The 12327-nt window shown below is 57.8% G+C and carries 15 protein-coding genes; 10 read left to right on the forward strand and 5 right to left on the reverse strand.

The genetic code is table 11. The features are described 5' to 3' along the window. Positions 1-209 precede the first annotated feature (209 nt). The 6 genes from hisH (at position 210) to F1C16_RS07250 (ending at position 5036) form a co-directional block, all read left to right on the forward strand. Positions 210-797: an imidazole glycerol phosphate synthase subunit HisH gene (hisH, locus tag F1C16_RS07225; RefSeq protein ID WP_185283658.1), complete on the forward strand. Its 588-nt coding sequence runs from the start codon at positions 210-212 to the stop codon at positions 795-797. Positions 798-889: 92 nt separating this feature from the next. Next, complete coding sequence (gene hisA / locus F1C16_RS07230; protein ID WP_185283659.1) at positions 890-1606, forward strand: 1-(5-phosphoribosyl)-5-[(5-phosphoribosylamino)methylideneamino]imidazole-4-carboxamide isomerase; 717 nt, start codon at positions 890-892, stop codon at positions 1604-1606. A 41-nt stretch (positions 1607-1647) separates the two neighbouring features. Beyond that, positions 1648-2907: a M1 family aminopeptidase gene (locus F1C16_RS07235; protein ID WP_185283660.1), complete on the forward strand. Its 1260-nt coding sequence runs from the start codon at positions 1648-1650 to the stop codon at positions 2905-2907. Between the two features lie 30 nt (positions 2908-2937). Continuing rightward, positions 2938-3696: an imidazole glycerol phosphate synthase subunit HisF gene (gene hisF, locus F1C16_RS07240; protein ID WP_185283661.1), complete on the forward strand. Its 759-nt coding sequence runs from the start codon at positions 2938-2940 to the stop codon at positions 3694-3696. A 138-nt stretch (positions 3697-3834) separates the two neighbouring features. Next, entirely contained in the window at positions 3835-4476 is a 642-nt protein-coding gene (hisIE, locus tag F1C16_RS07245) for a bifunctional phosphoribosyl-AMP cyclohydrolase/phosphoribosyl-ATP diphosphatase HisIE (protein WP_185283662.1), read from the forward strand. A 281-nt stretch (positions 4477-4757) separates the two neighbouring features. Further along, positions 4758-5036 carry a hypothetical protein gene (locus F1C16_RS07250; protein WP_185283663.1) on the forward strand — a complete coding sequence of 93 codons (279 nt, stop codon included), beginning with the start codon at positions 4758-4760 and terminating at the stop codon, positions 5034-5036. Positions 5037-5057: 21 nt separating this feature from the next. Here F1C16_RS07250 and F1C16_RS07255 read toward each other — a convergent pair whose 3' ends face one another. From F1C16_RS07255 to F1C16_RS23205, 3 genes are read right to left on the reverse strand one after another with little or no spacing between them, the layout of a single operon-like run. Next, the gene (locus F1C16_RS07255; RefSeq protein WP_185283664.1) at positions 5058-5651 is read right to left on the reverse strand and encodes a cupin domain-containing protein; all 594 of its coding nucleotides are present in this window, start codon (positions 5649-5651) and stop codon (positions 5058-5060) included. Positions 5652-5664: 13 nt separating this feature from the next. Then, positions 5665-6576 carry a Gfo/Idh/MocA family oxidoreductase gene (locus tag F1C16_RS07260; protein WP_308461650.1) on the reverse strand — a complete coding sequence of 304 codons (912 nt, stop codon included), beginning with the start codon at positions 6574-6576 and terminating at the stop codon, positions 5665-5667. Beyond that, positions 6512-6727: a Gfo/Idh/MocA family oxidoreductase gene (locus F1C16_RS23205; protein ID WP_308461651.1), complete on the reverse strand. Its 216-nt coding sequence runs from the start codon at positions 6725-6727 to the stop codon at positions 6512-6514. The genes F1C16_RS07260 and F1C16_RS23205 overlap by 65 nt, the downstream gene beginning before the upstream one ends. A 128-nt stretch (positions 6728-6855) precedes the next feature. Between F1C16_RS23205 and F1C16_RS07265 the strand changes: the two genes are divergently transcribed. The 3 genes from F1C16_RS07265 (at position 6856) to F1C16_RS07275 (ending at position 9356) form a co-directional block, all read left to right on the forward strand. Continuing rightward, positions 6856-7800 carry a sugar phosphate isomerase/epimerase gene (locus F1C16_RS07265; protein WP_185283665.1) on the forward strand — a complete coding sequence of 315 codons (945 nt, stop codon included), beginning with the start codon at positions 6856-6858 and terminating at the stop codon, positions 7798-7800. A gap of 76 nt (positions 7801-7876) precedes the next feature. Then, positions 7877-8632 carry a glycosyltransferase gene (locus tag F1C16_RS07270; protein ID WP_185283666.1) on the forward strand — a complete coding sequence of 252 codons (756 nt, stop codon included), beginning with the start codon at positions 7877-7879 and terminating at the stop codon, positions 8630-8632. Between the two features lie 22 nt (positions 8633-8654). Beyond that, positions 8655-9356 carry a lipid-A-disaccharide synthase N-terminal domain-containing protein gene (locus F1C16_RS07275; protein ID WP_185283667.1) on the forward strand — a complete coding sequence of 234 codons (702 nt, stop codon included), beginning with the start codon at positions 8655-8657 and terminating at the stop codon, positions 9354-9356. Between the two features lie 63 nt (positions 9357-9419). On the opposite strand, the gene F1C16_RS07280 is transcribed toward F1C16_RS07275, so the two are convergent. Beyond that, positions 9420-10034 (reverse strand): carboxypeptidase-like regulatory domain-containing protein, encoded by a 615-nt coding sequence (locus F1C16_RS07280; RefSeq protein ID WP_185283668.1) that lies wholly within the window; start codon positions 10032-10034, stop codon positions 9420-9422. 246 nt (positions 10035-10280) lie between these two features. Beyond that, on the reverse strand, positions 10281-11252 hold the full coding sequence (locus tag F1C16_RS07285; protein ID WP_185283669.1) for a GDP-mannose 4,6-dehydratase: 972 nt from the start codon (positions 11250-11252) through the stop codon (positions 10281-10283). A gap of 133 nt (positions 11253-11385) precedes the next feature. On the opposite strand from F1C16_RS07285, the gene F1C16_RS07290 reads away from it, so the two are divergent. Next, on the forward strand, positions 11386-12303 hold the full coding sequence (locus F1C16_RS07290; protein WP_185283670.1) for a glycerophosphodiester phosphodiesterase family protein: 918 nt from the start codon (positions 11386-11388) through the stop codon (positions 12301-12303). Positions 12304-12327: the final 24 nt, after the last annotated feature.

Genomic DNA, 12327 nt, shown 5'->3' on the forward strand with positions numbered 1-12327 from the left:
ATTCATTTGTTTTAACAAATGAATAAAATAATTTAATATATTGGTACACTGCGCATTATGCATAAGTAGGTGAAGTCAAGTTAGCTAATAGTATGTGGAGTAAACGATTGAGTACACTCATACAGGAAGTTAGGAAAGGCGTAAGAAATTGATTTTATTCAAATGATTAAACAAATGGAAATAGAGTTGTCTGACTTTATCTTACTCAAATGAACATAGCAGTAATTGATTACAAAGGAGGCAACGTGCAGTCGGTGTTGTTTGCGCTGGAGCGGCTGGGCATACACGCCACGTTGACGGCCGACCCCGAGCAGATTCGTAGCGCTGATAAGATCTTGTTCCCAGGCGAGGGCGAGGCATCTACAGCCATGCAGGAACTGCGCAGCAAAGGCCTCGACCAAGTGCTGCCTACCTGCCGGCAACCCTTCCTGGGTATTTGCTTGGGCATGCAACTTCTGGGCACGCACAGCGAGGAAAACAACGCCGACATGCTAGGCATCCTACCCTTCGAGGTGAAGCGCTTTGTGGCCGACGCTCAGCATAAAGTGCCGCACATGGGATGGAATAATCTGCACCGTCTCCGCTCACCCTTGTTCGAGGGAGTGCGCGAGCAGGACTACGTGTACTTTGTGCATAGCTACCACGCGCCGGTAGGCAGCTACACCATTGCCGAGGGCGAGTACCCAACGCCATTCAGCGCCGCCGTGCAGCACGAGAATTTTTATGCTGTGCAGTTCCACACCGAAAAAAGCGGCCCGGTAGGCACGCGTATTCTGGAGAATTTTTTAAAGCTGTAACTGTCATTCCGAGTGCAGGGAGGAATCTGAATAAGCATCTTCAATGGTTCAGATTCCTCCCTGCACTCGGATGACATGCATACCCCTAACTCATGGACATGATCCCCGCTATCGACCTCATCAACGGCCAGTGCGTACGCCTGACGGAGGGCGACTTTTCCCAACAAACCACCTACGATTCGGACCCGCTGGCCGTGGCCCAGCGCTTCGAGCAGGCCGGCGTACGCCGCCTCCACCTGGTCGATCTGGATGGAGCCCGCGCCAAGCAGCCCGTCAACCTGCCCGTGCTGGAGCGCATTGCCCGGCATACCAACTTGACTATCGACTTCGGTGGGGGCTTGCAGAGCGAGGCCGCCGTGCGGCAGGCTTTCGATGCAGGGGCGCGGCAGATTACGGCCGGCAGCATTGCCGTGCGTGAGCCGGCGCTGGTAGGGGAGTGGCTGCGCACCTTCGGGGCCGAGCGCATCATCATCGGGGCTGATTTCCGCGACAACCATATTTCCATCAACGCCTGGGCCGAGCAGAGCGAACGGACGCTCGCGGAGTTCATCGAAGACTACCTGGCGGCCGGCGCCACCACCTTCATCTGCACCGACGTGAGCAAGGACGGCAAGCTGCAAGGCCCCGCCCTGGCTACGTACCAGCAGCTGCGGCAACAGCTTCCACAGGCGCAGCTGGTCGCTTCGGGCGGCGTGACCACGCTGGCTGATGTAGAGGCACTGGCCGCTGTGGGGATGCACGGCGCCATTATCGGCAAAGCGATTTATGAAGGTACCATCACATTAGATGAACTGCGGCCGATGTTGTAAAGACTTTGCTAGTAGAGAACCGCACGCTGTATTCTGCTAAAATGAAAGCTTCGCTGTTGTTAATTGGGTTGCTGGTGGCATTGGTAATTGCCCAAACCTGCCAGGCTACGCCAGTAGTAGAAGTACAGCTTCAGTTGGAGCCAAAGACGCATGCCTTTACGTGTCGGTATACCTGGTGGATAGCGCCGACGGATACAACAACAAGCATAGCATTCAATCTGAATCGGCGGTATCATCTGGCGCGTCTGCAAACACCCGGTGCCGATCAGCAGCGCGTGCTACCGCGTTATTACCCCTACTTCGCAGATACGTTGCAGCGGATAGCGATACACTACCCCAAGGCGCGTATTGGCAAAGCCCGGCAGATTACGTTGACGTATTCGGGCACGCTGGCGAAATCGTATTACACAGAGCAAGTAAACGTCTTTAGCGCGCATTCGGGCTGGTTGCCTATGCGGGCTTACCACGAATACGACGTGGTGGACTACACCTTGCGAGTGCGGGCACCCGCGGCCTACAAGGTGCGCAGCACCTCCCCGGGACTCCGGCACCGCTCCGGGCAGTGGACCTTCCGCGGCATAACCAGCGCTATTGAAATTACGGCCCTGGTCGCCTCGCAGTTCAACCAACTACCACCAGTCGCTTCCGGAGGTATGCAGGTAGTGAAAGTAGGCGGGGTAGCCACACAGGATGATGCCGCGTTGCTGCAACAGGCCGAGGCCATTCGTGCGTTTTACAACCGGACGCTGGGTAGGCAGGACTCTATTACGCACTTCACCATCTTCTTACCCGGCACCAACACAGATGCGTTTGGGTTGCTGGACAACGCCACCATCATTACGTACACAGATTTCGACGTAAAGAAGCCAGATGATTTGCTCATCCTGGCCCACGAGATCAGCCATAAATGGTGGAGCTGGGGCTCCATTCACAACGAAAACGATTGGCTCAACGAGGCCTTTGCTACCTACTCCAGCCTGCTCTACCTACAAGCTAGCGGCGATACGGCCACGTACCGGACGCGGCTTGCTCAGCTTGCACAGTCTGCGGCGGGAACACCTGCTATTCTGGGATTCAACCGATATCAGTACGAACCTACCATGTACCGGCGGGTTATTTACAACAAGGGCACTGTGGTGCTTGCCGCGCTGCATGCCCGTTTGGGTAGTGCAAAGTACTTCGATCTGCTGGCTACTGTGGCCGGGAGAAAGATATGCACCACCAAGGCGTTGTTGGCGACTGTGGAGGAAGTAGCCGGCTCCAATACCCGCGCCTGGCTGCTAGCAGAACTGAGCCAATAAAACCAACAGAACCTTTCAAAACTCAACTCCATGCTAACCAAACGCATCATTCCCTGCCTCGACGTGAAGGACGGCCGCACCGTGAAGGGTGTGCGCTTTGAGGGCTTGCGCGATGCCGGCGACCCAGTGGCGCTAGCCGAACAATACGCCAAGCAGGGCGCCGACGAACTGGTGTTTCTTGACATCACGGCCACCAACCAGAAGCGCCAGACGCTGGTGCAGTTGGTGCGCGACGTGGCCGCTACCCTGGATATTCCCTTTACGGTAGGCGGCGGCATTGGCTCGGTGGCCGATGTGGAAATGCTCCTGCTCAACGGTACCGATAAAGCCAGCATCAATTCGGCCGCCCTGCACCGGCCAGAGCTGATAGACGAACTAGCCCGGCGCTTCGGCTCCCAGTGCATTGTGGTGGCCGTAGATGCCCGCTACACGCCTGAAAACGGCTGGCAGGTGTACACCCGCGCCGGCACCCACAATACCGGCCGCGACGCCGTGCAGTGGTGTCGCGAAGTCGCTGACCGTGGCTGCGGGGAAATCCTGCTGACTTCTATGAGCAACGACGGCACCAAGGACGGCTTCGCGCTGGACCTCACCGGCGACGTGAGCCGGGCCGTATCTGTGCCGGTGGTGGCCTCGGGCGGGGCTGGCAGCATCCAACACTTTACCGACGTATTCCAGCAGGCGCAAGCCGACGCGGGCCTGGCGGCGAGCATTTTTCACTTCGGTGAAATTGGTATTCAGGAGTTGAAGCAAACCCTGCGCGCAGAAGGCATTCCGGTACGACTGTAGGATTAGTTTGTCGGTTATGTTTATAGTTACGGGTCATGCTGAGCTTGTCGAAGCATCTCTACTGCTTCGTTGCGAACAAAGAATACGCATGGTAGAGATGCTTCGACAAGCTCAGCATGACAGATAAAATCAACAAAAATGAACTTAGATTTCGATAAAATGGGCGGCTTGCTGCCCGCCGTGGTACAGGACGCCGATACCGGCCAGGTGCTGATGCTGGGCTACGTGAACGAGGAAGCCTGGCAGAAAACCCGGCAGGAGGGACGCGTGACGTTCTTTTCCCGTTCCAAAAACCGCCTCTGGACTAAGGGCGAAACCTCCGGCAACTACCTCACCGTGGTCAGCCTGCATGAGGATTGCGACGGCGACGCCCTGCTCATTCGCGCCCGCCCCGACGGCCCTACCTGCCACCGTGGCACCGTCAGCTGCTTCGAGCAGCCCGCGCAAACTGCCCTACCCACTGCCCCAGTGGGCTTCCTGGCCGAGCTGGAGCGCCTAGTGCAGCGCCGCCGCGACTTCCCCGACGAGGACCCCAAGTCGTACACCGCCTCGCTGTTCCGCAAAGGCATGCCCAAAATCGCCCAGAAAGTAGGCGAGGAAGCCGTCGAAACGGTGATTGATGCGGTAGGCGGCAACACGGAAGGGCTGAAAGGCGAAGCGGCCGATTTGCTCTACCACCTGCTGGTGCTGCTGGCGGGCTCGGGTCTCACGCTGGAAGACATCGTTTCCGTGCTGCGCCAGCGCCATAGCACCATTGCAGCAGGCGTGCGCCGGGAGTAGAGTAGGAAAAACGTATTCAGCTTATAGGGACAACTTGTTCTTTTTGTGAGAAATGGTATCGTCAAAACAGCATCTATTATTTTGTTAACAAAATAATAGATGCTGTTTATTTTTATGATACATACAAGGAGTTTGGCAATAAATATGAGAAGTGTGTAATCAGATGCTCGGTTGGTAGGGATTTTAATAAAAGCCGGTTTGAAAAGTTGATTGTGATTATATTGCCTTACCTGAACCGTAGCTACTAGCTCTTTTCTCTTCATTTCGCTTTTACACTCTTTATGATTCCTTCTCCTATTGCACACGCGACGCGGTTTTGGCAAGATATGCTGGGGCAGCAGCACGAAACTCCCCGGTCTTTCCTATGGCAGAATGTAGAGGACATGGAGCCGGACGAGGCCGGCCCGATTGCCTGGAAAAACGAGCAAGCCAAAACGCGCATCTACCTCAAGGGCGACAAAGTAATCTGCGTGCTGGGTGAGTACGCCTACTGGCGCCGGCAGTGGCAGACTTACGCCACCTGGTACTCTGTCTCCTTGAGTCAGCTTGGGATGAACTGAAATACGCAGGCTACACCTACCTTACTTCTTCCACAGGGTAGGTAGGCCCTGGGTGGAGCCTAGCAGCGGATCCGTCGTCGGGATGGGTAGGGCCGCAATGTTCTGATCGGCCTGAGGCCGCTCGCCGGGTAAGCCGCGGTTTACGTCCCAGTGGCGTCCCTCAGGGTAGGCGCCTACGATGCCCAACTGCTCGCTACCCAGGTTTTTGTGCCCTACGCCGGCTGGCAGCACCAGAATGTCGCCGGCCTGCACGCGCACCTGTTGGCCTTGCTCGCCGCCGAGTTGTAGAAGGACCGTGCCCGCATACACGCCCAGTACCTCGTGTGAGGTGCTGTGGTAGTGATGGTAGGCATACACGCCATTGCGCCAGGAGTTGGTCCAGTTATTCGCCGCAAAGCGTTTTTCAAGCCACGCGGCGCCCTCCATGTCGCGGGCCGGGAAGGCATTGCGGTAGAGCAGGACGGGAAAGCGGCTGTTGGGAATCTGGCCGTCGTCGTGAAAAAGGAACTGTTCAGGTTGCATCAGACGCAAGTTGGGGGAGAGGACCGCCAGCGCCCGGCGCAGGGGGGTAGTCGCGGCGGTGCCCAGCAGGCCCAGGAAGGTGTAACGGTTCATTGGCTCCGCACATTTACAACATTACCGTTTGGCCGGTGCGCACGGCCTCATCGGCGGCCAGCACAATGCGTAGGCTGGTGACGGCCGAGCGTAGGTGGTCGGTCAGGTCGTGGTTGTGGGTAATGGCATCGAGTAGAAACTGCTGTTCGAGTAGGCACAGCGCGTCGTGGTCGGGCTCGGTGGGGGTAGGCAGCACCTCGTCTGGGCGGGCAAACTGGCCGTCGGCATCCAGGGCCGCGTGGTGAATGCGCAGGCCGCCGGTGTGGGTGTGGCCGGCAATGTCTTGCGACCCGTTTTGTACGTCGTCGATAATGGAAACGGCCCCCTTCGGCCCAATCACGTCTTTAATAAACACGGCTGTTTCACTCATCATCGGTCCCCAGCCGGCCTCGTACCAGCCCACGGAACCGTCCTGAAAGCGCACCTGCAACTGCCCATAGGTGTACATCGCGGGGTCGACGTCCGCCGACAGGTTCACACCAATGGCACTAATAGTACTAGGGGCGGCCCCCGTCATGGCGCACATCACGTCCACGTAGTGCACCCCGCAATCGACCAGCGGGGAGGCCGAGCGCAGGAGCTGGCGGTGCGTGTACCAGTGGCGCCCGGCGCTCTGCTGATTCAGGTTCATGCGCATCACCAGGGGCTTGCCTAAGGTTTGCGCCAGGGCTACAAACTGGTTCCAGGTAGGATGCACGCGCAGAATATAGCCCACCACCAGCTTACGTTGCTGCTGTTGGGCCAACTCTACCAATGCTTCGGCCTCGGCTACGGTGGTAGCCAGGGGCTTCTCCACGAACACGTGGGCACCGGCGAGCAGACTTTGCCGCACCAAGGCAAAATGCGTGTCGGGGTAGGTATTAATGGACACCACATCGGGGGTAGTGGCATGCAGGGCCTGTTCGGTGGTGGCGTAGGTGGGCACGCCGCCCAGTTCCCGCGACAGTTTTTTCCCGGCTCTCCGGGCCGCGGCTGACTAGCCCAACCAGCTCGAAGGCGGACAGTTGATGGTAAGCGCGGGCGTGAGAAGCACCCATGTTGCCACACCCAATGACCAGGACTTTATACGTTTTCATAGGCGTTACGATTCGATGGGTACGCGCCGCGCACCGGGGAAGTTGAACCGCTCCGGCGCGCGGCTACGTGTTCGATATACAAAAAAAGGTGGTATCTAGGAGTGTTTTCCTACCTGTCCCCGTCGTCTATGTCCACTTCCCGCCGCGAATTCTTGCAGAAAACTTCCGTCCTGGTTACCGCCGCGCTGGCTGCACCGCAACTACTGACCGCTACTACTCCAGCTCCCACGTTCGGGGAAATTTCCCTGGCGCAGTGGTCGTTGCACAAAGCCCTTTTCAAGCAAGAGTTAACCAACCTGGATTTCCCCGGCGTGGCCCGGCAGAAATTTGGTATCACGACCGTGGAGTACGTGAACCAGTTTTTCAAGGACAAAGCGAAAGACCAAACCTATTTGCGGGCGTTGCAGCAACGCTGCCGCGACAACGGCATTACCAACCACCTGATTATGGTGGATGGGGAAGGCGACCTGGGCTCACCCGATGAGCGGCAGCGGCAGCAGGCCGTGGAAAACCACCGTCCCTGGCTGGAGGCGGCTGCCTACCTGGGGTGCCGGAGCGTGCGTGTGAATGCCTTTGGCAAGGGTACTGCCGAAGAAGTGCAGCGGGCGGCGATGGCGGGATTGGGGCAGTTGAGTGCCTACGCACAGCCGTTGGGCCTGAACGTGCTGGTAGAAAACCATGGTAGCTACACCTCCAACGGACAGTGGCTGCTGCACACCATACAGGGGGTAGGCAAACCCAACGTGGGTGTTCTTCCGGACTTCGGCAATTTCTGCGTGCGCCGGGAGACGGGCGACTTGTACAAGGGCCAGTGCGTGGAGGAGTACGATCGGTACAAGGCCGTGGCCGAATGGCTGCCCGTTATCAAAACCGGCGTAAGCGCCAAAACGTTGGAATTTGATGCAACGGGCAACTGCGTGGAAACGAATTACTACAAGATGCTGGGACTGCTGAAAAAGGCGAAATTTCAGGGCTATCTGGGCATCGAGTACGAGGGCGAAAAGCTGAGCGAGGAAGCCGGTATTCGCCGCACCAAAGAGCTGATCGAAAAAGTAGTGCGCTCAATTGGGTAGGGGTAGGCCGTGGGTAGCGTACACTGAGGATTGCTGGGTTTCTGCCTACCTTGCGTTTCTAATGCTATTTTAGCCAATGCCCGCCGATTCCAACGCCGCCTACCTGGCCACCCAAACCCTGACGGTGCTCGTGCCCGTTTACGACGAAGAAGAAAGCCTGCCGCAGTTTGTGGTAGAGATGAATAAGTTTCTGGAACAAACGCCGGTACAGACCACGGTGCTGTTCGTGAACGACGGCTCGCGCGACGGTTCGCTGGCTATTCTGCGCGACATCTGCGCGAAAGACAACCGCTACGAATTTATCAGCCTCAGCCAGAACCGCGGCCTGAGCACGGCCATCAAAGCCGGCGTGGACCACTGCCGCACCACGCTGGTGGGCTACATCGATTCCGACATTCAGACCACGCCGCTGGATTTTCTGGAGTTTTTCCGGTTTTTTCCGGAGTTCGATATGGTGAATGGCATCCGGGCCAAACGTCAGGATACGCTCACCAAGAAAATGTCCTCCAAAATTGCCAACACGGTGCGCCGCACGCTCATCAACGACGGCATTCAGGACACGGGCTGCCCCCTCAAGATCATGAAGATTGAGTATGCCCGCCGCCTACCCCTGTTCCACGGCATGCACCGTTTCCTGGGGGCGTTGGTGCAGCTGCAAGGTGGTAAGGTGAAGCAGATTCCCGTGCGCCACTTCCCGCGCTTCGCCGGCACGGCCAAATACAACCTCTGGAACCGAGCCTGGAAGCCCCTGGTGGATACGTTCGGTTTCCGCTGGATCCGTTCGCGCTGGAAAAACTACGAGATTGGGGAGCAGCAGCGGGGCACCGTCTAACTAACGCGGCATTGAGGTGAGTATGAGTACAACCCTGCTGGCGACGTTCGAACGGTGGTTTTCGGTGCAGAACGTGGCCCTAGTGATTGGCCTGGTATCGCAGCTACTGTTTTCGAGCCGTATTGTCTTACAGTGGATTCAGAGCGAGCGGGCCCGGCGGGTGCTGGTGCCCGCGCTGTTCTGGCAGATCAGCCTGATATCGTCGTTTCTGATGATTATCTACGGCATCCTGCGCCACGACCCGGTCATTTTGGGTGCCCAACTGATTAGCTACGTCATCTACATCCGCAACTTGCAGTTGTTGGGGCAGTGGCAGAAACTCAATGGCTGGTTCCGGGTGGCGGCCTACGTGTTTCCGCTAGCCACCCTAGTACGGTTTGTGGTAGGCGAGGCGCACTTCAGCCTGCAAGCCATGCTGAGCAGCCGTATCCCGCGCGGGGTGCTGGTGTTGGGCGCCGTGGGCCAAACCATCTTCCTCCTACGTTTTGTGTACCAATGGCTGTACTCCGAGCGCAAGGGCGAGTCGGTGCTACCCTTGGGCTTTTGGGTGGTGAGCTTGCTGGGCTCCGTGCTGATTCTGGTGTATGCCGTGCTGCGCTGGGACGTGGTACTGCTGCTGGGAAATCTGTCGGGAACGGTGGTCTATGCCCGCAACATTGTGCTGTTGCGCCGGGAAATCAAGGCGTTGAAAATCGTGGAAGTGAAAGTGCCGGTTGAAGAGTGAGTGGAAGTAGGTGGGGTACTACCATTCAATCCGTGCTTCGTTTTCAGGAATTCTGACGACGAATTAGTAGCGAATCTCGATGCGCGCGGTGTCCGCTCCCGCCACGGTATAGGGGATGCGCGTTTCGGCATTCGAGACGGTTGGGCTCCCGTTCAGGCTCCACACTACTACGTTTTTACTACCAGCCGGCACGGGCCGGTAGAAGATGGTGTCCTGTGGCGGACGAACTGTCACCGAGGTAAGAAAGCCGCTGACCGTAATATTCAACGCATCGGCGCGTGGAGGTACGTCGCGTAAGTGCACCTGAAGCCAGGATATAGACGTCAGGGGGACGCGCACGTTCTTATTTTTGCGGCCGGCTTTGATTTTGGGCGCCGACAAGTACTGTGTGCTCCCTCGGGGCGCATCGGCGCGTAGCACGTAGTCGGTCGCGCCGTTGGCTTCAAAGGCAAACGAGAACCGGCCTTGCGCGTCGGTGGGGTGCCAGTCGCCCACTTGCGAGAAGGCGGAGGAGGAGCTGCTGCGCTTGTTGGCCAGTACGGCCACGTCAGCCAAGGCGATGGGCTGCCCGGTCACGTCGTCCACGACGACGCCCTCGACGGTAGTTTGTCCGCTTTGCTCAAATAAGGAGCAACCCGCCAAGGCCAGCCCGATGCTCAGAAGGCCAGCGGATTTCAATAAACAAGAGCTTAACATATTGAAAAGGAATATAATAAAAAATGGATCGAGGCTGTAGCTTCCTAACCAGCGTCAACGAGCCGGAATAAGACAATAGGTAGCGCAATAGAAAATGAAATATACTTAGTTACAACCATATAAAATTAGGCACAGAGAATAATGATGCCTACAAATACTTGCGGTAGCATTTGACGCTGGAAAGGCTGATGCCGCTCGACTCCACCGCTTCGGGTACGGACAACCCCTTTACTCCACCTGTGCCTGCTGCCAGGCCACGAATTGCCGTAGGCCATCGGCCAAACTGGTTTTGGGCTGGTAGCCAAGCAGGTGTTGGGCCTTGCTGATGTCTGCGTAGGTCACGTCCACGTCACCGGCCTGCATGGGATGGAACTCCAAGCGAGGCGTTACGCCCACAGCGTCTCCCACGGCCTCAATCAGCTCCAGTAGCGGCACCGGGCGGTTGTTGCCTAGGTTAATGGTTTCGTACACCTCTGTATGGCTCAGCAAGTAGGCCACGCCCCGGGCAATGCCATCTACAGTGTCCAATACGAAAGTATAGTCGCGGGCCGTGCTGCCGTTGCCGAACACTGGAATGGCCTGACCGGTGTGCAGCAGGCGCACAAACTTATGAATGGCTAAATCGGGCCGCTGGCGGGGGCCATACACCGTAAAAAAGCGGGCGTTCAGTACGTCCAGCTCATACAAGTGATGGTAGGTGTAGGTAAGTTGCTCCCCAGCCAGTTTAGAGGCAGCGTAGGGCGATATGACCGCGCTGAGCAGGTTCATGTCCTCCCGAAAGGGACGTTCCGGCGTGTTGCCGTACACCGAGGAAGAAGAGGCGAAGAATAGTTTATGAATTTCTCGTCCGCGCATCCACTCCAGCAGGTGAGTGGTTGCCATCACGTTGTTGTCGAGGTAGGCGATAGGCTCGCGTACGGAAGGACCCACGCCGGCCTTGGCAGCCAGGTGTACCACTATGTCGATGGGGTCGGCGGGAAAAGCATCTGCCAGGGCCTCGCTTCCGCGGCGCAGTTCCACTTCGTGAAAGCTGAACTGGGCATGGGGGAGTAAGGCGGTCAGGTTGGCCTGTTTCAGCGACCGATCGTAAAACGGATCGAAGTTGTCGAGGCCCAGCACCCGGTAGCCGTCGGCCAGCAGCCGCTCGCAGAGGTGGGAGCCAATAAAGCCGGCGCACCCGGTAACGAGAACAGAAGGCATACGATTGGGAAACGCAAACGGAGAAATTTCCCCGGGGGCGGGGAGGGGGGCAAAGGTAGCGCGATTTATGAAATAGGACCGCTGGCGGCATACTCATCCGGTTTTTTCGTTTTTTGCGAAATACCTTTAGCACGTGTTAAGCAGAAAAAAGAAATTAAGTTGGGGTCTGGGGCTGCTAGTAGTCCTCAGCCTGGTAGTCGCCTGGCAGTGGCTGTCAGCAGGAGAGAAAGTACCGCCGGTGGAGCGTCAGGTGTTGGTTGTTGGCCACGCCGGGTCGGGATTTTTTACGCCTATTAATCCTTTCAACCCGCTACCTCCCAGTAGTCTGCGCGGCATTGCGCACGCGTTGGATCAGGGCGTTGATGGGGTAGAAATTGACGTGCAGCTCAGTCAGGACAGTATACCGATCCTCTACCACGACCCGCGGTTCGACTCCATGACCGACGGGCACGGGTGCGTGAGTGAGCTGCCCGCGGCGGCCATTACGGCCCTACACTACCACGGGGGCTGGCCCTACGACTGGTTTCAGCAAGAGCAGCCCGCTACCTTCGAAACCTTGCTGGGCCAGTTGCAACGCCGGGCCCGACGTACGGGGCGCTACCCTTTGCTGCACCTGGATTTGCACGAGCACGATGACTGTGCGCCGGAGGGCCAAGCATACCGCCGCTCGCCGGCCTTGGCGCGGGCCTTAGGGCGCGTGCTGCGCCGTTTCCGCGTACCTGCTGACCGCCTCCTGATTCTCACCGACCATCCCCAAACGCTACCCCTGTTACGCGCCGCCGTGCCCGGGGCGCCGCTGGCCGTAGAAATTGCCAAGGACGATGAGTTTGCGAAAGGCGTGCAGGCTGCCCGGGAGCAGGCGGTGGAAGCCATTGTGGTGCATAAGGACGTGATTACGCCGGCCCGCTCGGCTGCCGCCCGGGCCGCAGGCTTGGAGGTGGTGGTCTTCGGCGGGCGGTCCTCGGCTTCCATCCGCCGGATCTTGGCGTGCCGTCCGGATGCGATAGAAGTAGATAATGTTCCCCAACTCCTGACGTTGTTAGGCCGCTAGGCAATTATTGCTGCACCCTGTTGC

It is taken from the genome of Hymenobacter sp. NBH84, from assembly GCF_014217645.1.
In the GTDB taxonomy this organism is placed as follows: domain Bacteria; phylum Bacteroidota; class Bacteroidia; order Cytophagales; family Hymenobacteraceae; genus Hymenobacter; species Hymenobacter profundi.